The 20233-nt window shown below is 70.0% G+C and carries 19 protein-coding genes and 1 pseudogene; 17 read left to right on the top strand and 3 right to left on the bottom strand.

Features of this window, described 5'->3' with window-relative positions; all coding sequences use genetic code 11:
* The 6 genes and pseudogenes from ACTWQJ_RS22805 to ACTWQJ_RS22780 form a co-directional block, all read left to right on the top strand.
* A partial coding sequence (locus ACTWQJ_RS22805; protein ID WP_443308457.1) for an Hsp70 family protein occupies nt 1–795 on the top strand: 795 nt, incomplete at its 5' end.
* Complete coding sequence (gene grpE / locus ACTWQJ_RS22800; protein ID WP_224739786.1) at nt 792–1436, top strand: nucleotide exchange factor GrpE; 645 nt, start codon at nt 792–794, stop codon at nt 1434–1436. The genes ACTWQJ_RS22805 and grpE, both read left to right, overlap by 4 nt.
* 33 nt (nt 1437–1469) lie before the next feature.
* Nucleotides 1470–2648 carry a molecular chaperone DnaJ gene (gene dnaJ, locus ACTWQJ_RS22795; RefSeq protein WP_443308456.1) on the top strand — a complete coding sequence of 393 codons (1179 nt, stop codon included), beginning with the start codon at nt 1470–1472 and terminating at the stop codon, nt 2646–2648.
* A 5-nt stretch (nt 2649–2653) separates the two neighbouring features.
* Nucleotides 2654–3097: pseudogene (locus ACTWQJ_RS22790) on the top strand (heat shock protein transcriptional repressor HspR); the annotation flags it as partial.
* 320 nt (nt 3098–3417) lie between these two features.
* Nucleotides 3418–4527: a sugar ABC transporter substrate-binding protein gene (locus tag ACTWQJ_RS22785; RefSeq protein ID WP_443308455.1), complete on the top strand. Its 1110-nt coding sequence runs from the start codon at nt 3418–3420 to the stop codon at nt 4525–4527.
* Nucleotides 4528–4744: 217 nt separating this feature from the next.
* Nucleotides 4745–5791 carry a response regulator transcription factor gene (locus ACTWQJ_RS22780; protein WP_443308454.1) on the top strand — a complete coding sequence of 349 codons (1047 nt, stop codon included), beginning with the start codon at nt 4745–4747 and terminating at the stop codon, nt 5789–5791.
* Here ACTWQJ_RS22780 and ACTWQJ_RS22775 read toward each other — a convergent pair.
* Nucleotides 5754–6728 carry a LuxR C-terminal-related transcriptional regulator gene (locus tag ACTWQJ_RS22775; RefSeq protein WP_443308453.1) on the bottom strand — a complete coding sequence of 325 codons (975 nt, stop codon included), beginning with the start codon at nt 6726–6728 and terminating at the stop codon, nt 5754–5756. The two genes, ACTWQJ_RS22780 and ACTWQJ_RS22775, sit on opposite strands and share 38 nt — an antisense overlap.
* A gap of 20 nt (nt 6729–6748) precedes the next feature.
* Complete coding sequence (locus tag ACTWQJ_RS22770; protein ID WP_443308452.1) at nt 6749–7762, bottom strand: helix-turn-helix transcriptional regulator; 1014 nt, start codon at nt 7760–7762, stop codon at nt 6749–6751.
* Between the two features lie 300 nt (nt 7763–8062).
* Between ACTWQJ_RS22770 and ACTWQJ_RS22765 the strand changes: the two genes are divergently transcribed.
* The 3 genes from ACTWQJ_RS22765 to ACTWQJ_RS22755 all read left to right on the top strand — a co-directional run bounded on the left by ACTWQJ_RS22765 (nt 8063) and on the right by ACTWQJ_RS22755 (nt 11901).
* Complete coding sequence (locus tag ACTWQJ_RS22765) at nt 8063–8398, top strand: hypothetical protein (RefSeq protein WP_129799060.1); 336 nt, start codon at nt 8063–8065, stop codon at nt 8396–8398.
* 256 nt (nt 8399–8654) lie between these two features.
* Complete coding sequence (clpB, locus tag ACTWQJ_RS22760; RefSeq protein ID WP_443308451.1) at nt 8655–11252, top strand: ATP-dependent chaperone ClpB; 2598 nt, start codon at nt 8655–8657, stop codon at nt 11250–11252.
* 121 nt (nt 11253–11373) lie between these two features.
* Nucleotides 11374–11901, top strand: coding sequence for a YbjN domain-containing protein (locus ACTWQJ_RS22755; RefSeq protein ID WP_443308450.1), 528 nt, complete (start codon nt 11374–11376; stop codon nt 11899–11901).
* 246 nt (nt 11902–12147) lie between these two features.
* On the opposite strand, the gene ACTWQJ_RS22750 is transcribed toward ACTWQJ_RS22755, so the two are convergent.
* A complete protein-coding gene (locus ACTWQJ_RS22750; protein WP_443308449.1) occupies nt 12148–13341 on the bottom strand; it encodes a pyridoxal phosphate-dependent aminotransferase in 1194 nt (397 codons plus the stop codon).
* Nucleotides 13342–13470: 129 nt separating this feature from the next.
* On the opposite strand from ACTWQJ_RS22750, the gene ACTWQJ_RS22745 reads away from it, so the two are divergent.
* The 8 genes from ACTWQJ_RS22745 to ACTWQJ_RS22710 form a co-directional block, all read left to right on the top strand.
* Nucleotides 13471–13728 (top strand): hypothetical protein, encoded by a 258-nt coding sequence (locus ACTWQJ_RS22745; protein ID WP_443308448.1) that lies wholly within the window; start codon nt 13471–13473, stop codon nt 13726–13728.
* A 361-nt stretch (nt 13729–14089) separates the two neighbouring features.
* On the top strand, nt 14090–14626 hold the full coding sequence (locus ACTWQJ_RS22740) for a DUF2617 family protein (protein ID WP_443308447.1): 537 nt from the start codon (nt 14090–14092) through the stop codon (nt 14624–14626).
* Nucleotides 14627–14738: 112 nt separating this feature from the next.
* A complete protein-coding gene (locus ACTWQJ_RS22735) occupies nt 14739–16277 on the top strand; it encodes a polyamine aminopropyltransferase (protein ID WP_443308446.1) in 1539 nt (512 codons plus the stop codon).
* Nucleotides 16278–16365: 88 nt separating this feature from the next.
* Nucleotides 16366–17199, top strand: a complete 834-nt coding sequence (locus ACTWQJ_RS22730; protein ID WP_443308445.1) for an SRPBCC domain-containing protein — start codon at nt 16366–16368, stop codon at nt 17197–17199.
* A gap of 38 nt (nt 17200–17237) precedes the next feature.
* The gene (locus tag ACTWQJ_RS22725; RefSeq protein WP_443308444.1) at nt 17238–18026 is read left to right on the top strand and encodes an aldose epimerase family protein; all 789 of its coding nucleotides are present in this window, start codon (nt 17238–17240) and stop codon (nt 18024–18026) included.
* 10 nt (nt 18027–18036) lie between these two features.
* A complete protein-coding gene (gene pyrE / locus ACTWQJ_RS22720) occupies nt 18037–18588 on the top strand; it encodes an orotate phosphoribosyltransferase (protein WP_443308443.1) in 552 nt (183 codons plus the stop codon).
* A 122-nt stretch (nt 18589–18710) separates the two neighbouring features.
* Nucleotides 18711–19742 carry a class II fructose-bisphosphate aldolase gene (gene fbaA / locus ACTWQJ_RS22715; protein ID WP_443308442.1) on the top strand — a complete coding sequence of 344 codons (1032 nt, stop codon included), beginning with the start codon at nt 18711–18713 and terminating at the stop codon, nt 19740–19742.
* Between the two features lie 158 nt (nt 19743–19900).
* Nucleotides 19901–20233: MFS transporter (locus ACTWQJ_RS22710; RefSeq protein ID WP_443308441.1), on the top strand; the 333-nt coding region annotated here is incomplete at its 3' end.

Below are 20233 nucleotides of genomic sequence, written 5' to 3'. Positions count from 1 at the left end.
CTCAAGGGCGAGGTCAAGGACGTCCTGCTGCTGGACGTGACCCCGCTGTCCCTCGGCATCGAGACCAAGGGCGGCATCATGACCAAGCTGATCGAGCGCAACACGACGATCCCGACGAAGCGTTCGGAGATCTTCACCACGGCCGAGGACAACCAGCCGTCGGTGCAGATCCAGGTCTACCAGGGCGAGCGCGAGATCGCGGCCTACAACAAGAAGCTCGGCATGTTCGAGCTGACCGGTCTGCCGCCGGCGCCGCGCGGCGTCCCGCAGATCGAGGTCTCCTTCGACATCGACGCCAACGGCATCATGCACGTCACGGCGAAGGACCTCGGCACCGGCAAGGAGCAGAAGATGACCGTCACCGGCGGCTCCTCGCTCCCGAAGGACGAGGTCGACCGGATGCGCCAGGAGGCCGAGCAGTACGCGGAGGAGGACCACCGCCGCCGCGAGGCCGCCGAGACCCGCAACCAGGGCGAGCAGCTCGTCTACCAGACCGAGAAGTTCCTCAAGGACAACGAGGACAAGGTCCCGGGCGACGTCAAGACCGAGGTCGAGGCCGCCGTCGAGGAGCTGAAGACCGCGCTGAAGGGCGAGGACACCGCCGAGATCCGCACGGCCACCGAGAAGGTCGCCGCGGTCTCCCAGAAGGTGGGCCAGGCCATGTACGCCGACGCCAATGCCGCGCAGGCCGCGGGTGGCCCCGAGGGTGCCACCGCCGGTGGGGCCAAGCCGGCCGACGACGACGTCGTGGACGCCGAGATCGTGGACGACGAGCGTAAGGACGGTGCCGCGTGACGGAGGAGACCCCGGGCTTCGAAGAGAAGCCCGACGTCCCCTCCGGCGCCACTCCTGACGACGCCGAGCCGCAGGCCGCTCCCGCAGAGGGGGCGGCCCCGGCCGGGGACGCAAGCGCAGATGCCGGTCTGCTGGCCCAGCTGGACCAGGTGCGCACCGCGCTCAACGAGCGCACCGCGGACCTCCAGCGGCTTCAGGCCGAGTACCAGAACTACCGCCGCCGGGTCGAGCGCGACCGGATCACGGTCAAGGAGATCGCCGTCGCGAACCTCCTGACCGAGCTCCTGCCCGTGCTCGACGACATCGGACGCGCGCGGGAACACGGCGAGCTGGTCGGCGGCTTCAAGTCCGTCGCCGAGTCGCTGGAGACCGTGGCGGCCAAGATGGGCCTGCAGCAGTTCGGCAAGGAGGGCGAGCCCTTCGACCCGACGATCCACGAGGCCCTGATGCACTCCTACGCGCCGGACGTCACGGAGACGACCTGCGTCGCGATCCTCCAGCCGGGGTATCGCATCGGCGAGCGCACCATCCGCCCCGCGCGGGTGGCCGTCGCCGAGCCGCAGCCGGGCGCGCAGACGGTCAAGGCCGAGGAACCGGCCGAGGGCGACGACAAGGAGAACGGTGGCCCGGACGAGGGCTGACGTTGAACTGACGAGGAAGGAGGGACGTCGGGGATGAGCACCAAGGACTTCATCGAGAAGGACTACTACAAGGTCCTCGGCGTCCCCAAGGACGCCACCGAGGCCGAGATCAAGAAGGCGTACCGCAAGCTCGCCCGCGAGTACCACCCGGACGCCAACAAGGGAAACGCCAGGGCCGAGGAGCGCTTCAAGGAGATCTCCGAGGCGAACGACATCCTCGGCGACCCCAAGAAGCGCAAGGAGTACGACGAGGCCCGCGCCCTGTTCGGCAACGGCGGCTTCCGCCCGGGCCCCGGCGCGGGCGGCGGCTCGTTCAACTTCGACCTGGGCGACCTCTTCGGAGGCGGTCCCCAGGGCGGGGGCGGAGCCGGCGGCTTCGGCGGCGGACTCGGTGACGTCTTCGGGGGCCTGTTCAACCGGGGCGGCACGACCGGGACGCGGACGCAGCCGCGCCGCGGCCAGGACATCGAGTCCGAGGTCACCCTCAGCTTCACCGAGGCGATCGAGGGCGCGACGGTGCCGCTCAGGATGTCCTCCCAGTCACCGTGCAAGGCCTGCTCGGGCACCGGCGACGCGAACGGCACACCGCGCGTGTGCCCGACGTGCGTCGGCACCGGCCAGGTGGCGCGCGGCTCGGGCGGCGGCTTCTCCCTGACCGACCCGTGCCCGGACTGCAAGGGCCGGGGCCTGATCGCGGAGAACCCCTGCGAGGTCTGCAAGGGCTCGGGCCGCGCGAAGTCGTCCCGCACCATGCAGGTCCGTATCCCCGCCGGGGTGTCGGACGGCCAGCGCATCCGCCTGCGGGGCAAAGGCGCACCGGGCGAGCGGGGCGGCCCGGCGGGCGACCTGTATGTCGTCGTGCACGTCGACGCCCACCCGGTGTTCGGCCGCAAGGGCGACAACCTGACCGTGACCGTCCCCGTGACCTTCGCGGAGGCGGCACTCGGCGGCGAGGTCAGGGTCCCCACCCTGGGCGGCCCGCCGGTCACCCTGAAGCTGCCTCCGGGCACGCCCAACGGCCGCACCATGCGGGCCCGGGGCAAGGGCGCGGTCCGCAAGGACGGCACCCGCGGCGACCTCCTGGTCACCGTCGAGGTGAGTGTCCCGAAGGACCTGACGGGGAAGGCTCGTGACGCACTCGAGGCGTATCGCGAGGCGACCGCGGGCGAGGACCCGCGGGCGGAGCTGTTCCAGGCCGCGAAGGGAGCATGAGTCAGATGGACGGCCGTCGACGCAACCCGTATGAACTGACCGAGGAGACTCCGGTCTACGTCATCTCGGTCGCGGCCCAGCTGTCCGGCCTGCACCCGCAGACACTGCGCCAGTACGACCGCCTGGGCCTGGTGTCTCCGGACCGCACGGCCGGCCGGGGCCGCCGCTACTCGGCCCGCGACATCGAGCTGCTGCGCACCGTCCAGCAGTTGTCGCAGGACGAGGGCATCAACCTGGCAGGCATCAAGCGCATCATCGAACTGGAGAACCAGGTCGCGGCCCTCCAGTCCCGGGTGGCCGAGCTGGAGGCCGCCCTCGACGGTGCCGCCGCGGCGATGCAGCAGCGCGAGGCCGCGGTGCACGCCTCGTACCGGCGCGACCTGGTGCCGTACCAGGAGGTGCAGCAGACCAGCGCGTTGGTGGTGTGGCGGCCCAAGCGGCAGCAGTCCTCGGACGGACGCGGATGTGTGCGGGGGCCTGGGGGCGGTGTGAGCCGCCTCCGGGCCCCTGCTTTTCTGGCTCAGCTCAGCTGTTCAAGGGGTTGGCTGTGTGGATCTTCGTCCACGCGCCAACTCCCTTTGCATGGAGGGGGCGTGAAGGACGTCGGGACGGGGTTTCGCGGAGTGTTCACGCGCTAAGCGGAACGTGATGTTTTCATCTCGTTAAGTAGTTTCCCTTGACGCTGAGGGCCGCCGACGCGTTGGCTTTCCAGTCATCCGGGTCGCAGTGTCGCGACCATGTCCGGAAGGCAGTAGAAGTGAGCTCCCGTATGCGTCGTCGTATCGCCATATCCGTGGTCGCATCGTCGTTGACCCTGTCGCTGGCAGGCTGTGGCGTGCTGGGCGCGACGGGCGGCAGTGCCGACGCGAGCCCGACCAAGGGCAACGACGTCACGGTGGGCCTGCTGCTCCCGGAGAAGGCCAACACGCGCTACGACAAGTTCGACTACCCCATCATCAAGGAGCGGGTCTCCGCCCTCACCAAGAACAAGGGCAAGGTCCAGTACGCCAACGCCGACGCGAGCGCGACCAGGCAGGCGAGCCAGCTCCAGCAGATGATCGACGACCAGGTCGATGTCATCCTGTTGGACGCCGTCGATGCGCACGCCATCGCGAGCAGCGTCGAAAAGGCCAAGGAAGCAGGCATTCCGGTCATCGCCTACGACCGGCTCGCCGAGGGTCCCATCGACGCGTACATCTCCTTCGACAACGAACTCGTCGGCGAGGTCCAGGGCCGCAGCCTCCTCGAGGCGCTCGGCAGCGACATCGACACCTCCGACAAGATCGTCATGATGAACGGCTCGCCCACCGACCCCAACGCCAAGCAGTTCAAGCAGGGCGCGCTGTCCGAGCTGAACGGCAACGTGACCATCGCCCAGTCCTTCGACACCAAGGACTGGAAGCCGGAGAACGCCCAGGCCAACATGGCCGAGGCCATCGAGGCGATCGGCAGGGACAACATCGCCGCCGTCTACGCCGCCAACGACGGCATGGCCGGCGGCGTCATCGAGGCCCTGGAGGCCGCCGGCGTGACCGAGCTGCCGCCGATCACCGGGCAGGACGCCGAGCTCGTGGCCGTGCAGCGGATCGTCACCGGCGAGCAGTTCATGAGCGTGTACAAGTCCTACCCGCAGGAGGCCGAGGCCGCCGCCGAGATGGCCGTGGCCAAGGTTCAGGGCAAGGACATCCAGTTCGACGCCCTCACCCGCGACAAGGTCGACAGCCCCACCGACAAGGGCATCCCCGCCCAGCTCGTCACCGTCACCGCCCTGACCCAGGAGAACATCAAGGACACGGTCGTCGCGGACGGCATCTACAAGGTCTCGGAGATCTGCACCGCCGAGTACAAGGCCGCGTGCACGGCCATCGGGCTCAAGTAGCCCTGCACAGTCCTGCACGGGAGGGGGCTCGCGTCGTCGGCGCGAGCCCCCTCCGGCGGTTGCAGGTTGTTGCAACGGGACAGCCGGGGGTGGGGGGCGAATCCAGCCATACCGGTGGTTTCCCTCGGGTGCCGGGGAGTGAGCCGTGTTGCGGAGCAGGTCCCGTCCGCGCATAGTTGCGCTGCGGAAGACGCTGGAACCGGGGGTGGGATGGGCCATGGCCGGGCACGGGACGGACGAGCATCCACATGGTGCTGACCGACTGTGCGAGGCCGGGGATCGTGTGTATTCCCGGGCCGTGCGGCGGGGACGCGTGCCGCGCGGCGATGCCGACGCGGTGCCCTGCTTGCTGGAACTCGCCCTGCTGCACCCCGATCCCGACGACATGGACTGGCTGGTGCCGACCTCGCCGCAGGAGGTCATGACCCGGCTGCTGCGCGGGGTGTACGACGAGATCAGCGCCAGCCAGCGGCGGATGGGCTCGGCGGTCACGGCCTTCGAGTGGTACGCCGGTCTCGGTGGGCGCACGTCCACGGCGGGAGCCGGCGAGGGCACCGCCATCCGGGTCCTGGACGGCTCCTCCCGCATCCAGGCGGCCCTGGACAAGGCGACCGAGGAGTGCACGACGGAGGTCCTCACCGTCCAGCCCGGCGGCATCCGGCGCGAGCACGAGCTCTCCGAGGGCCTGCACCGGGCGCTCGCGCTGCGCGGCCGGGGTGTGCGCATGCGCGACCTGTACAACCATGTGGCCCGGCACGGGCAGGGCCTGCTGAACTACCTCGACCTGATGGGCGACGCGGTTCAGGCGCGCACCCTGGACGAGGTCATCGACCGGCTGATCCTCTTCGATCGCACGGTCGCCTTCATCCCCGCGAACGCCGACCGCACGATGGCGCTGGAGCTGCGTCACCCCGCGCTGGTCGAGTACCTGGTGACGGTCTTCGACCGCCTGTGGCGCCTCGCGATCCCCCTGACCGCCCCCCTCCCCGACACCGGCATCGAGGGCATCTCCCACCGTGAGCAGTCCATCGCGGCACTCCTGGCGGAGGGCCACCAGGACGCGGTGATCGCGGAACGGCTGGGGATCAGTGTCCGCACCTGCCGGGCCCACATCGCCCGGCTGTCCGAGACACTGGGGGCGGCGAGCCGGACGCAGCTGGGCGTCCGCATCGCCCAGGTGGGCCTGGACGGCCCGCCACGCCCCATAGGCCCGGCGAAGGCCGCGATCAGCCTTCCTGATCAAGGATCCCCGACTGTGCGATGAGATAGCCGAGTTGGGCCCGGCTTTCGCTGCCGAGGGTGGCGGCGAGTTTGGCGATGTGAACGCGGGCCGTGCGGACGTTCATGCCCAGGCGGTCGGCTATGACGGCGTCGGTGTGGCCTTCGACGAGGAGGGCGGCTATGGCGCGTTGGCGGGGGGTGATGCCGTTGAGGGAGGGCTGCGGGGCCGCTTCGGGGTACATGGGGGTGGCCAGGCGCCAGAGGCGGTCGAAGGTGGTGACGAAGAAGGCGACCAGCGGAGGGTGGCGGACCTCCACTGCGAGCGATCGGTCCTTGCTGGCCGGGATGAAGGCGACCGTCCGGTCGATGACGAGGAGGCGCTCGGTGACCTCGTCCAGGGTCCGGGCCTCCACGTCCCCGCTCAGCAGCTCGTAGCGGCTGTGGATGACGGGTGAGTGCCGGTATGTGTGCTGGTAGAGGGTGCGGATCCGCCCACCACGGTCGAGCAGCGCCTGGTCACGCTCCAAGGCGGCCCCGAGGGTCGCCTTGGGGCGGCGGTTGTAGGGCTGAATGGCGAGCAGCTCCTCGCAGGCGCCGGCCATGACCTGGCCGATCACCAGGTCGATCTGCTCGAAACCGTTCAGGATCCTGATTACCGTCGGGTCCGCCGTCGCCTTGCACCGACCGTCGATCCTCATGAGCTGCTCGAACATCTCGGCCAGCCGCTCCTCGCGACGCCTTTCGTCAGCGATGCGCTGCGCGGAGTTGCGCAGCAGCCGCGGGAGGGCGAGGACCGGGGCGACAGGTCGTAGTCGCCGGAAGTCCTCCAGATCCGGCTCGAGCAGCCCGGCACGCACGGCGCACGCCACCGGCGCCGCCTCGGCCTCCGGTACGGATCCCTGACGCAGGGCGCGCGCATACAGCTCCAGGCCCGCTGCACATGGCTCGTCGGCACTGTGGTCGTGTACCCCTGCGGTCACGCGTGGCTCCCCATGGGCGTTCAGTGATCCTGGTTCAGGATTCCCGACTGAGCAATCAAGTAGCCGAGTTGGGCACGGCTGCCGCTGCCCAGCGACGACGCCAGCTTGGCTATGTGGGCGCGGCAGGTGCGCACGTTCATGCCCAGGCGGCGAGCTATGGCCTCGTCCACGTGGCCCTCCACGAGCAGCTTGGCGATGGAGTGCTGGATGTCGGTGATGCCGTCGGGGGCGGTTTCGTACGGGGCGCCGGCGCTCAGCGGGACGGCGCGGTTCCACATGAACTCGAAGACCTTGGTCAGGTAGCCGACGAGTCCCGGGTGACGAAGCTCCAATGCGACCTGCCGGTCGTCGCGGACCGGGATGAAGGCGACGGTCTCGTCGCAGATGATGAGCCGTTCGACCAACTCGTCGATCGTGCGGTACTCCGCCTTCCCGTCGGCGAACTGCTCCATGTAGGCCAGACGTTCCGGACTGTACCGTGCAGTGTGCTGGTAGAGGGTCCGGATCCGCACCCCCCGCTCGATGAGTGTCCTGTCGCGTTCCAGTCCCTCGATAAGCCTGTTCTCGGGACGTCGGCCACGGCTCGGCTGAACCGTGAGTACTTCGACCTGGCACTGGGCCGTGGCCAGGTCGAGCGCGGAGTTGATGCGGTCGAGGCCTTCGAGGACCGTGATCGAGTGCGCGGGCGTGACCTGTTGGGCGCTGAGGGCCATGAACGGCTCGAAGGCGTCTGCCAGCTCGATCGACATGCGCCTGCGCTCGGTGATCTCGCGCTCTATGGGGTTGAGCCGCTGGGCCAGGGCGACCGACGGCGGTAGGGGCACCAGCCAGTTCGGGTCGTCCGGATCAGGGTGGAGAAGGGCGAACTCCATCAGGCAGGGAGCGGATTCCGCATCCGCGCGGGCGATACGTCCCGTACGGAGAGCGTTGGCGTAGAGCCGACCGCCTTCGTCACACAGTTCGGTCACCGCATGGGGATGCGTCGCCTTGGTCCCATTTGTTATCAAATCTCCACCCCCCAGGGTCCTGAACATGCAGGAACATGATGCATCGATTGTGTGGCCATGACGTGCCTGAATGAGCCATCGTCTTATCCGACGGGGGAAGAGGGGACCTTCAAGTGAGGACGAAGCCGACTATGCGTAAGAGAATGCTTCGCTCGGTGCTTGTCACCGCCTTCTCCGCCGTTGTGGCCTTTGGAACGCTGAGTGGCCTCTCGAGCGTGAAGAGTGATGCGCCGGCGGACGGCGTGCGGTCAGTGTCAGCAGTGTCCAGTGTGGCGTCCGGCAGTGGGGACACCACCGCGTTCCCGGCTGACACCGTCTGGGACTGACATGACTACTCCACCCGACGACCGCTCCTTCCGCCGGGAAATGGCCACCGCCTACCGCTCCGGCTGGCACTTCATCGACCTGGCCACCGCCATCCCCCACAACGGTGACTCGCTGATGGTGACCGTCTTCGGCGAGCCCGTGGTGGTGACCAGGGACGATGACGGCGACGTGCGGGCGTACCGGTGTTTGCGGCGGCCTAGGGGGGCGCCGCAGCCCGTGCGATGTGCCATTCGGTACGGAATGATCTTTGTGAACCTGGACCAGCGCGACCATCGGCTGGCGGAGCCGGAGCCCTCCGATTCGATGACCATCTCGGCCACCCCCCGCAGTGCCTGACGCGATTCCCCCGTCGTAACAGATCGCTCAGGTGCTTCCCCCCGCAGCGGCGTCACCGTGACCTAAACACGTTGACCCCGCTGCAGTTTTTCCCGGACATTTCGCTGGACATTTCCGGGTATCGGCGCATTTTCGACGGTGGCTGGAAGCGGCCGTTCCCGTGATGCCGCCGCGTCCTCTCCTTGAGTGGAATAGACTCAACTTTGTGTACGTTGCCTGAGTCACGCAGGCTCACGCAAGGAGGAGAACGGATACCGTGGACGCCGAGCTGACCAATCGGAGCCGGGACGCGATCAACGCCGCCGGCAACCGGGCCGTGACCGAGGGGCACCCCGACCTCACCCCCGCTCACCTGCTCCTCGCTCTGCTCCAGGGGCAGGACAACGAGAACATCACCGACCTGCTGGCCGCCGTCGACGCCGATCAGGCCGCCGTGCGCGCCGGTGCGGAGAAGGTTCTCGCCCAGCTGCCCAGCGTGACCGGGTCCACGGTCGCGCCGCCGCAGCCGAACCGCGAACTGCTCGCCGTGATCGCCGACGCCCAGGCCAGGGCCCAGGACCTCGGCGACGAGTACGTCTCCACCGAGCACCTCCTCATCGGTATCGCCGCGAAGGGCGGCGCGGCCGGCGAGGTGCTGACCCGGCAGGGCGCCGACGCGAAGAAGCTGCTGGAGGCCTTCCGCAAGGCCCGCGGCGGGCGCCGGGTGACCACGGCCGACCCCGAGGGGTCGTACAAGGCTCTGGAGAAGTTCGGGACCGACTTCACCGCCGCCGCCCGGGACGGCAAGCTCGACCCCGTCATCGGGCGGGACCAGGAGATCCGGCGGGTCGTGCAGGTGCTCAGCCGCCGCACCAAGAACAACCCCGTCCTCATCGGTGAGCCAGGCGTCGGCAAGACCGCCGTCGTCGAAGGACTCGCCCAGCGGATCGTCAAGGGCGACGTCCCCGAGTCCCTCCGCGACAAGCGGCTCGTCGCGCTCGACCTCGGCGCCATGGTCGCCGGGGCCAAGTACCGCGGTGAGTTCGAGGAACGGCTGAAGACCGTGCTCGCCGAGATCAAGGACTCCGACGGGCAGATCATCACCTTCATCGACGAGCTGCACACCGTGGTCGGCGCGGGCGCCGGCGGCGACTCCGCCATGGACGCGGGCAACATGCTCAAGCCCATGCTCGCCCGCGGTGAGCTGCGCATGGTCGGCGCCACCACCCTCGACGAGTACCGCGAGCGGATCGAGAAGGACGCGGCCCTGGAGCGGCGCTTCCAGCAGGTGCTGGTCGCCGAGCCGACCGTCGAGGACACCATCGCCATCCTGCGCGGACTCAAGGGGCGCTACGAGGCCCACCACAAGGTCCAGATCGCGGACAGCGCGCTGGTCGCCGCCGCGACCCTGTCCGACCGGTACATCACCTCCCGCTTCCTGCCCGACAAGGCCATCGACCTGGTCGACGAGGCGGCATCCCGGCTGCGTATGGAGATCGACTCCTCGCCCGTCGAGATCGACGAACTCCAGCGTGCCGTCGACCGGTTGAAGATGGAGGAGCTGGCGCTCGCCAAGGAGACCGACCCCGCCTCCCGGGAGCGCCTGGAGAAGCTGCGCCGCGACCTCGCCGACAAGGAGGAGGAGCTGCGCGGCCTGACCGCCCGCTGGGAGAAGGAGAAGCAGTCCCTCAACCGGGTCGGTGAGCTGAAGGAGAAGCTCGACGAACTGCGCGGACAGGCCGAACGCGCCCAGCGCGACGGCGACTTCGACACCGCGTCCAAGCTGCTGTACGGGGAGATCCCGGCCCTGGAGCGCGACCTGGAGGCCGCCTCGGAGGCCGAGGAGGAGGTCTCCCGGGACACCATGGTCAAGGAGGAGGTCGGCTCCGACGACATCGCCGACGTCGTCGCCTCCTGGACCGGGATTCCGGCAGGCCGGCTCCTGGAGGGCGAGACGCAGAAGCTGCTGCGCATGGAGGACGAGATCGGCAGGCGGCTGATCGGCCAGACCGAGGCCGTACGGGCGGTGTCCGACGCCGTACGGCGGTCCCGCGCCGGGATCGCCGACCCGGACCGGCCCACCGGCTCCTTCCTCTTCCTGGGCCCGACGGGCGTCGGCAAGACGGAGCTGGCCAAGGCCCTGGCGGACTTCCTCTTCGACGACGAGCGGGCGATGGTCCGGATCGACATGTCGGAGTACAGCGAGAAGCACAGCGTCGCCCGCCTGGTCGGCGCCCCGCCCGGCTACGTCGGCTACGAGGAGGGCGGCCAGCTGACCGAAGCGGTGCGGCGCAGGCCGTACAGCGTCGTACTCCTCGACGAGGTGGAGAAGGCCCACCCGGAGGTCTTCGACATCCTGCTCCAGGTGCTGGACGACGGGCGGCTCACCGACGGGCAAGGGCGGACCGTCGACTTCCGCAACACCATCCTCGTGCTGACCTCGAACCTGGGCAGTCAGTTCCTGGTCGACCCGATCAGCAGCGAGGAGGAGAAGAAGGAACAGGTGCTGGAGGTGGTCCGCGCCTCCTTCAAGCCGGAGTTCCTCAACCGCCTCGACGACCTGGTCGTCTTCTCCGCTCTGGCCAAGGACGAGCTGAGCCGGATCGCGCGGCTCCAGATCGACCGCCTGGCCAAGCGGCTCGCGGAACGCCGCCTCACCCTGGAGGTCACCGACGAGGCCCTGGCCTGGCTCGCCGACGAGGGCAACGACCCGGCCTACGGCGCCCGCCCGCTGCGCCGCCTGGTCCAGACCGCCATCGGCGACCGGCTCGCCAAGGAGATCCTCTCCGGCGAGATCAAGGACGGCGACACGGTCCGGGTGGACACCTTCGGGGAGGGCCTGATCGTGGGACCGGCGACGGGCAAGTCGCTGTAGTGGATCTCTCCGCCGACCGGCCAGATCATGTCGGCCGACGGCGGACAGGCTCCGTCGGGGGTTGCCACCCCCCTCCCCGCATGAGGGAGGATGGCGGAATCCGTACGAAGGGAAATTCACGGTGACCATCGACCCGTCCTCGATTCCGAACTTCGGGGGCCAGCCCCAGCCGCAGCCCCAAGGACCGGCGGGCCCCGTCGTCCCGGATCAGGACCTTGTGAAGCAGCTCCTCGACCAGATGGAGCTGAAGTACGTCGTCGACGAAGAGGGTGACCTCGCGGCGCCGTGGGAGCAGTTCCGTACGTACTTCATGTTCCGTGGCGAGGGTGACCAGCAGGTCTTCTCGGTGCGGACGTTCTACGACCGCCCCCACCCCATCGACGAGAAGTCGCAGCTTCTGGAGTCCATCGACGACTGGAACCGGCGGACCCTGTGGCCCAAGGTCTACAGCCACACCCACGATGACGGCACCGTCCGCCTCATCGGCGAGGCCCAGATGCTGATCGGCACCGGCGTGAACCTGGAGTTCTTCGTCTCGTCGACGGTGAGCTGGGTGCGCGCGGCCATCGAGTTCGACCGCTGGCTGGTCGAGCAGCTCGGCCTGGAGAAGGAGATCAACGACGCGGAGAAGCCCGAGGACGACGAGTAGGCACACGCCGAACCCGGCCAGAGCCCGGCCAGGGCACGGACCACCACGTCACGTGCCCCGGTCGGGCTCTTGCCGTTTTGCGCGCTGACCGATTGCGGACAAGCGCATTCCCACCCCTGTACGGCCCGGTAAATAAAGGCCCGGTAAATAAACTCGAGGGCATTCACGATTCCGAGTACCCCGGCCCGCGCGAAAAGAGCGGCGCGGATTTCATTCCGCACCCCGGACTTCTGGCCCCTGCCGCCCCTACAGCGCCCCGAGCCGCTTCACCGCCTCCTGAAGCACCTCCGTCCGCTTGCAGAAAGCGAACCGCACGAACGGTGCGCCCGCCTCACGGTGGTCGTAGAACACGGAGTTCGGGATGGCGACGACACCTGCGCGTTCCGGCAGGCCCCGGCAGAAGGCGAAGCCGTCGGTCTCGCCGAGGGGCCGGATGTCGGTGGTGACGAAGTACGTGCCCGTGGGCCTGAAGACCCCGAAGCCGGCCTCCGTCAGCCCCGCCACCAGCAGATCCCGCTTCGCCTCCAGGTCGTCCCGGAATGCCGTGAAGTAGCTGTCGGGAAGGGCGAGGGCCTCGGCCACCGCGTACTGGAAGGGCCCCGACGCCACGTACGTCAGGAACTGCTTCGCCGAACGGACGGCCGTGACGAGACCGGGCGCGGAGGTGATCCAGCCGACCTTCCAGCCGGTAAAGGAGAACGTCTTGCCGGCGGAGCCGATCGTCACCGTCCGCTCCCGCATGCCCGGGAAGGCGGCCAGGGGGACATGCTCGGCGTCGTCGAAGACCAGGTGCTCGTACACCTCGTCGGTCACGACCAGCAGGTCCCGCTCCACGGCCAGTTCGGCGATCGCGGCCAGCTCGGCACGGGTCAGCACGGTGCCGGTCGGATTGTGCGGGGTGTTGATCAGCAGCAGCCGGGTGCGGTCGGTGACCGCGTCGCGCAACTCGTCGAGGTCCAGCCGGAACGAGGCGCTTTCCCCGAAGTGCGGCCGCAGCGTGACCGGCACCCGCGTGCCGCCCGCCAGGGCGATGCAGGCCGCGTAGGAGTCGTAGTACGGCTCGAAGGCGATGACCTCGTCGCCGGGCTCCACCAGCGCCAGCAGCGCCGCGGCGATCGCCTCCGTGGCGCCGGCCGTGACCAGGACCTCGGTGTCGGGGTCGTAGGTGAGCCCGTAGCGCCGCTGCTGGTGCGCGGCGACGGCGGTGCGCAGTTCGGGGATGCCCGGACCCGGTGGGTACTGGTTGCCGCGGCCGTCGCGCAGTGCCCGTACGGCCGCCTCGCGGACCTCCTCCGGGCCGTCGGTGTCCGGGAAGCCCTGGCCCAGGTTGATCGAACCGGTGTGCAGGGCCAGCGCGGACATCTCCGCGAAGATCGTCGTCCCGAACTCGGTGAGGCGGCGGTTCAGGAAGGGGCGCGAGGTATCGGTCATGGCGGTCATCCTGCGCCCAAGCTCTGGACTTCCTCAACTCTGCTTTGGGGCGCGCAAGGCGTGGGCATTTCCCGGTCACGCACCACACGAGGCGCCCACGGGGGGCCGCTTCGGGGGAACTGGAAGGAGGGTGACGCCATGGTCATCGGCATCATCCTGGCCGTGATCGCGGTCGTGCTGGCACTGGTGGTGGCGGGCGTACGGGGCAGCGCGACCCGTTCACGGCGCCCGGCGGCGCGGGGGCGCAGCCGGAGTGGTTCGGACTCCGGCGGCAGCTGGTGGGCCGGCGGCGGGGGAGACGCCGGCTCGTCGGGCGACTCCGGGGGCGGGCACTCCTGCGGGGGCGGCGGCTCGTCCTGCGGAGGCGGCGGGGGTGGATGCGGTGGAGGCAGCTGACACGGGGCAGCTGAGCTCCTGAACGGGGAAGCGCATCCACGCCGGCGCCCGCCGGGACTTCACTCCCGGCGGGCGCCCTTGTCGCCACTTCGCGCCCCCACTCCGGCGTACGCCGTATCGCTCAGGCGTACGCCGTGGTGGAACAGTTGAGCTGTGGAGCCCTCTGAGGGATGGAAACCCCACGAAGTTGGGTAAAAACGCTGTGGCGGCGCCCAGTTCATGATTCCCTCTAAATCCCGACGCAGCCCTCGGACGTCCTGCGGACACCCTTCCTGACCGGGCTGACGGGCCGATCGCCCGGTGTCGACCGGGGCGCGCCGGACCACCCCGCCTTTCTTTTGCGTGCTAGCGGAGCCGACCCATGCTCACGACTCTGAACACTTCCTACACCGATACGCGCGCGGCCGACCTCGCCTGGGCGCTGGGCCGTGAACCGCTGCCTGCCCTTGCCACCCTCGACCTCGAACTGGCCGGGGCGAAGCTCCAGTTGAGACTGCTCGGCGCATCCCACCAGGTGCTCCTGCAGGAGGGGCAGGTCAGTTGCTCGGAGACGGTGGCGTGCATCCCCGGCAGCAGCACGCCCCTGCCGCTGGGCGTCGCCAAGCGGGTCGGTGACTGGGAGTACGAGTTCGCGGCCCGCGTCGAGGTCCTCTCCCCCGGCTCCTTCGCCGGCCGTGCCCAGGAACTGCTGGCCCTCGTCTCCGACCACCCGCACGGCCTCGTCGGCGTCTTCCCCGGCAGCCCGCACGCGTTCACGGCCCTGCTCGCCCAGCGCCACGAGGGCCAGGTCCACTGGCGCACCTGGCACGCATACCCACAGGACGGACAGCTGGTGGCGACACGGACGAGAGTGGGCGTCAGGGCGCGGGCGCGCGACGCCGACCCGACCGGTGTGTGATGCCCGGCCCGTCCGGTGGGACGCCCGGACAAACCCGGAATGCCTATACGACCGTTGGTTCCACACGTGTGGGTGACGAAGCGTGCTGCACCTGTGACGTAACGTCGCAGTCGTGATCGACCCGTACGCACCGGCCCCGCCCGGCACGCCGCCCTCCTGGCGCGCGCCCGCGCGGATCCCCGTGCGGCAGGCGACCGGACGGTTCCTGGTCCTCGCGGGCGTCTTCGTCTGCGCGGCCTGCGGGCTCGTGTACGAACTCGAACTCGTCGCCCTCGCCTCGTACTTGACCGGCGACTCCGTCACCCAGGCCTCCGTCGTCCTGTCCGTCATGGTGTTCGCGATGGGCATCGGCTCCCTCGCCGCGAAGCGGCTGCGCCGGCACGCGGCCGCCGCTTTCGGCGCCGTCGAGGCCACGCTCGCCCTCGTCGGCGGCTGCAGCGCGATGGCCCTGTACGCCGTCTTCGCCTGGACCGGCGACTGGGGCGGCCTGTGCGCCAACGGCCCGCGCTGGCTGCTGGTCGCCTTCTCGCTCGCCATCGGTCTGCTGATCGGCGCGGAGATTCCCCTGCTGATGGAGCTGATCCAGCGCATCCGCCGCCAGGACGCGGGCGGAGCGGTGGCCGACCTGTTCGCCGCGGACTACGTGGGCGCCCTGGTCGGCGGCCTGGCCTTCCCCTTCCTTCTCCTGCCCTTCCTGGGCCAGTTGACCGGCGCCCTGCTCACCGGCGCGGTCAACGTCATCGCCGGCGGCGCCCTGGTCCTCGGCCTGTTCCGCCGCGACCTGACCCGGCGCGCCCGTCGGCTGATGCTGGCTGCCAATCTCGCCGTCCTCGGCATCCTGGCCGGGGCCGCCGCACTCGTCGACGACTTCGAACGGGCCGCCCGGCAGGCGGTGTACGGCAGGGACGTCCGGGTGGTGCTGCAGACCGACGTCCAGGAAGTGGTCCTCACCGGCGGTACGGACGGCCGCCCCCTCGACCTCTTCCTCGACGGCCGGCTCCGGGTCAGCGGCGACGACGAGCGCCGCTACCACGAAGCGCTGGTCCACCCCGCGATGAACGGCCCCCACGCGCGCGTGCTGATCCTCGGCGGTGGCGACGGCCTGGCCGCCCGGGAGGTGCTGCGGCATCCGGGCGTGCAGCGGGTCGACGTCGTCGAACTCGACGCCGAGATGGTGCGGTTGGCGGGCCGGGACCCGGCGCTCTCCGCCCTCAACAGGCATGCGTACGACGACCCGCGCGTGCACGTGACCACGGCCGACGCCTTCCGCTGGCTGCGCGGGGCGCCGACGGCGGCGTACGACGTGGTGATCTCGGATCTGCCCGACCCGGGCATCACGGCCGGTACGAAGCTGTACTCGCAGGAGTTCTACGGCCTGGCGCGACGCGCCCTGGCCGACGGCGGCCGGCTCACCGTCCACACCGGCCCGGTCACCTCCCGCCCCCGCGTCTTCTGGACGGTCGACACGACCATCCGCGCCGCCGGCCTGCACACCGCCCCGTACCGTGTCGCGGGCCGCGACTCCACATCGGACTGGGGCTTCGTCCTGGCCGCCCCCCAATCCACCCCGCCCCTACACCCGGACAGACACGCCCCCACCCCTCGGCTCACGGGACTGCCACCGTCGACGCTGATGCACCCGAGGTACTGAAGCGCCATCATCACGCCCACACCAACACCGGACGAGTTACAGCCGAGGGGAGGATAAGACCCGCCCACCACGAGTAGGCTCCGCAGACATGGAGCATGAGGTGTTCGTTCCGGTTCCCGCAGACCGACTGAGCGCTGTGCTGGCCGACCCCGCGCGGGTCGCCCGGGCGGTCCCCGGACTCCAGCAGGAGGCGGGGGCGGAACCCGTCGCCGGGCGGCTCAAGGTCCGGGTCGGGAACACCACCATCACCTACCGGGGCACCGTGCGCGTCTCCGCGCAGGAGGACGGCACGTACGCCGTCGAGGGCGACGCCGCCGAGACCCGCGGCACCGGCTCGGTCAAACTCGCGCTCACGCTCCGCGTCCGCGACACCGACGGCGGCTCCACCCTCAGCTTCGACGGCACCGCGTCGGCGGACGGCCGCGTCACCGAACTGTCGGCGGAGACGGTCGCCTCCGCCGTGACCCGGCTGCTGAACCGCACGGCGGAGCGGCTGGGCACGGAGGCGGAGACGCCGGAAGCTCAGGCCCCGGAGACCGCGGCTTCCGCACCCCCTCAGGAGCACACCTCCGTCTTCGACACCGAGGTCCCGCCCCCCTCACTCGCCCCGGACGCCGATGACGAGCCGGACGCCGCCGACGAGCCGGACGCCGACGACACCGGCGCCGAGGAGGAATCGGACGTCACCCGTGACTTCGAGGATGCCTCCGAACCGCCCGCCGAAGCGGCCCACGCACGCCGGACGATGATCGGCCGCAGCGCCGAGGAAGTGGACCACGCCCCGCCGCGCGGCCGTTACGCCCCCGTACCGGCCCCGCAGACCGTCGCCTCGAACAGCACCCTGCGCTGGGCGGCCCCCGCAGCGGCCCTGGCCCTGGCCTCGGCGATCATCCTGGGCCGAGCCCTCCGCCGCCGTCACTGACCACCACCCGCCCTTGATCGGCCCAGTAGGGTCGTCCCGTGAGTAACGAAGACATCACGCTGACCGCGGGCGACGCGGAGGTGGCGCTGCAGCCGGGGAACGGCGGCCGGGTCGGAGGGCTGCGCGTCGGTGGGGTCGAGCTGCTGCGGCAGGGCGAGAGGTTCGGGTGCTTCCCGATGGTCCCCTGGTGCGGCCGGATCCGGGACGGCCGCTTCCGGGACGGGGCCGCCCTGCAGCAGATGCCCCTCAACGCCCCGCCGCACGCCATCCACGGCACCGCCCGCGACGGCGCCTGGCGCACCGCCCGCGTCACCGCCGACGAGGCGGTGCTGACGTACGACCTGGTCGAGCCGTGGCCGTACTCCGGCCGCGTCACCCAGGCGGTCGCCCTCACCCCGGACTCCCTGACGCTCACCATGTCCGTGGAGACGTACGAGTCCTCCTTCCCGGCCCAGATCGGCTGGCACCCGTGGTTCAACCGCACCCTCCGGGGCAGCGACGTACAGCTGGACTTCGCCCCCGCCTGGCAGGAGGAGCGAGGCGACGACCACCTGCCCACCGGCGAGCGGACCGACCCCCGGCCCGGCCCCTGGGACGACTGCTTCGGCATGCCCGGCGGGGTCGACGTCACGCTCACCTGGCCGGGGCTGCTGGAGCTGAAGGTCACCAGCCCCGAGGAGTGGGTCGTCGTCTACGACGAGCAGGAGGCCGCCGTGTGCGTCGAGCCGCAGACCGGTCCCCCCAACGGCCTCAACACCCTCCCGCGCCTGGTCACGCCTCTGGAGCCACTGGAGGCGACGACCACCTGGAGCTGGCGCCGCCTTTAAGCTGGCCGGTATGACGACGGACGTACGTGGCGCACTGCTGCAGCAGATCAAGGACAAGGCCGTGGTGCACGGCAAGGTGACCCTCTCCTCGGGTCTGGAGGCCGACTACTACGTCGACCTGCGTCGTGTCACCCTCGACGGGGAGGCCGCGCCGCTGGTCGGGCAGGTGCTGCTGGATCTGACCGCCGACCTGGAGTTCGACGCGGTGGGCGGTCTGACCATGGGCGCCGACCCGGTGGCCGCCGCCATGCTGCACGCCGCCGCGGCACGCGGAAAGCGGCTCGACGCGTTCGTCGTGCGGAAGGCCGCGAAGGCGCACGGGCTGCAGCGGCGCGTCGAGGGCCCCGACATCAAGGGCCGCCGGGTGCTCGTCGTCGAGGACACCTCCACCACCGGCGGTTCGCCGCTCACCGCCGTGGAGGCGGTGCGCGAGGCCGGCGCCGAGGTCGTGGCCGTCGCGACGATCGTCGACCGGGCCACCGGCGCCGCCGAGAAGATCCAGGAGGGCGCGGGGGTGCCGTACCTGTACGCGTACTCGAAGGACGAGCTCGGCCTCGACTGACCGCGGGGTCGACCATTCGGTCAGGTCTGGAAAGATGGGGCCGACGATGACGTCGCACCCAAGGTCTAGGTCAGGGCCGTAAGCACGCAGAACGCCAACCCGCACATACAAGGAGCGGACAGATGCCCATCGCAACCCCCGAGGTCTACAACGAGATGCTCGACCGGGCGAAGGCAGGCAAGTTCGCCTACCCGGCCATCAACGTCACCTCGTCCCAGACCCTGCACGCGGCACTGCGCGGCTTCGCCGAGGCCGAGAGCGACGGCATCATCCAGATCTCGACCGGCGGCGCCGAGTTCCTGGGCGGCCAGCACAACAAGGACATGGTCACCGGCGCGGTCGCCCTGGCCGAGTTCGCGCACATCGTCGCCAAGAAGTACGACGTGACGGTCGCCCTGCACACGGACCACTGCCCGAAGGACAAGCTCGACGGGTACGTACGTCCGCTGCTCGCCGTCTCGGAGGAGCGGGTCGCGCGCGGTGAGAACCCCCTCTTCCAGTCCCACATGTGGGACGGCTCCGCGGAGACCCTCGCCGACAACCTGGCCATCGGCCAGGAGCTGCTCGCCCGCGCCGCCGCCGCGAAGATCATCCTCGAGGTGGAGATCACCCCCACCGGCGGTGAGGAGGACGGCGTCACCCACGAGATCAACGACGAGCTGTACACGACCGTCGACGACGCCATCCGTACGGCCGAGGCGCTGGGCCTGGGCGATAAGGGCCGCTACCTGCTCGCCGCGTCCTTCGGCAACGTGCACGGCGTGTACAAGCCGGGCAACGTCGTCCTGCGTCCCGAGCTGCTGAAGGAGCTCAACGAGGGCGTCGCCGCCAAGTACGGCCGCCCGGCCGACAGCAAGCCCTTCGACTTCGTCTTCCACGGCGGTTCCGGCTCCACCGAGCAGGAGATCCTCACCGCGCTGGAGAACGGCGTCGTCAAGATGAACATCGACACGGACACGCAGTACGCCTTCACGCGTCCCGTCGCCGACCACATGTTCAAGAACTACGACGGCGTCCTGAAGGTCGACGGCGAGGTCGGCTCCAAGAAGACCTACGACCCGCGGACCTGGGGCAAGGTGGCCGAGGCGTCGATGGCCAAGCGGGTCGTCGAGGCCTGCCAGAACCTGCGGTCGGCCGGGAACAGGCTCAAGTAACCGCCGGTTTCCCATGAACCCGGCGCTGTAGTGCACGGGTGGGCCGCGCGACTCGGCGCTGACGACGTGCCGCCCGCGCCCACCCGTGCCGCCCTGGGGGTCCCCCCTCTGGGGGAGGCACGACTGCCCGCGGTTGGGCGGATAAGGGGTGATCCCCGGTGACTGTGCGGCTCGCTTCCCCGCAGGGGAAGTGGATCCTGCTCACCACGGTGCTCGGCTCCAGCATGGCCATGCTGGACTCGACCGTCGTCAACGTCGCCCTGCCCCGCATCGGCCGCGACCTGGACGCCGACCTCGCAGCGCTCCAGTGGACGGTCAACGCGTACATGCTGACGCTGGCCGGGCTGATCCTGCTGGGCGGTTCGCTCGGCGACCACTACGGCCGCCGGAAGGTCTTCGTCGTCGGTGTGGTGTGGTTCGCGGCGGCCTCCCTGTTGTGCGGCCTCGCGCCCAACGCCGAGGTCCTCATCGCCGCCCGCGCCCTCCAGGGC

Origin of the sequence: Streptomyces sp. KR55 (genome assembly GCF_052245645.1) — a bacterium.
Taxonomy (GTDB): Bacteria; Actinomycetota; Actinomycetes; order Streptomycetales; family Streptomycetaceae; genus Streptomyces; species Streptomyces flavusporus.
Note: the sequence above shows the minus strand (reverse complement) of the source record. Positions and strands in the feature narration are given on the sequence as shown.

Excerpts from the sequence above, each read along its gene's own strand:
- ACTWQJ_RS22745 (WP_443308448.1), top strand. The coding sequence starts at position 13,471 with ATGGTCATCGGCATCATCCTGGCCGTGATCGCGGTCGTGCTGGCACTG.
- ACTWQJ_RS22765 (WP_129799060.1), top strand. The coding sequence starts at position 8,063 with ATGACTACTCCACCCGACGACCGCTCCTTCCGCCGGGAAATGGCCACC.
- ACTWQJ_RS22785 (WP_443308455.1), top strand. The coding sequence starts at position 3,418 with ATGCGTCGTCGTATCGCCATATCCGTGGTCGCATCGTCGTTGACCCTG.
- ACTWQJ_RS22750 (WP_443308449.1), bottom strand. The coding sequence starts at position 13,341 with ATGACCGCCATGACCGATACCTCGCGCCCCTTCCTGAACCGCCGCCTC.
- ACTWQJ_RS22770 (WP_443308452.1), bottom strand. The coding sequence starts at position 7,762 with ATGTTCAGGACCCTGGGGGGTGGAGATTTGATAACAAATGGGACCAAG.
- ACTWQJ_RS22780 (WP_443308454.1), top strand. The coding sequence starts at position 4,745 with ATGGCCGGGCACGGGACGGACGAGCATCCACATGGTGCTGACCGACTG.
- ACTWQJ_RS22740 (WP_443308447.1), top strand. The coding sequence starts at position 14,090 with ATGCTCACGACTCTGAACACTTCCTACACCGATACGCGCGCGGCCGAC.
- ACTWQJ_RS22730 (WP_443308445.1), top strand. The coding sequence starts at position 16,366 with ATGGAGCATGAGGTGTTCGTTCCGGTTCCCGCAGACCGACTGAGCGCT.
- pyrE (WP_443308443.1), top strand. The coding sequence starts at position 18,037 with ATGACGACGGACGTACGTGGCGCACTGCTGCAGCAGATCAAGGACAAG.
- fbaA (WP_443308442.1), top strand. The coding sequence starts at position 18,711 with ATGCCCATCGCAACCCCCGAGGTCTACAACGAGATGCTCGACCGGGCG.
- dnaJ (WP_443308456.1), top strand. The coding sequence starts at position 1,470 with ATGAGCACCAAGGACTTCATCGAGAAGGACTACTACAAGGTCCTCGGC.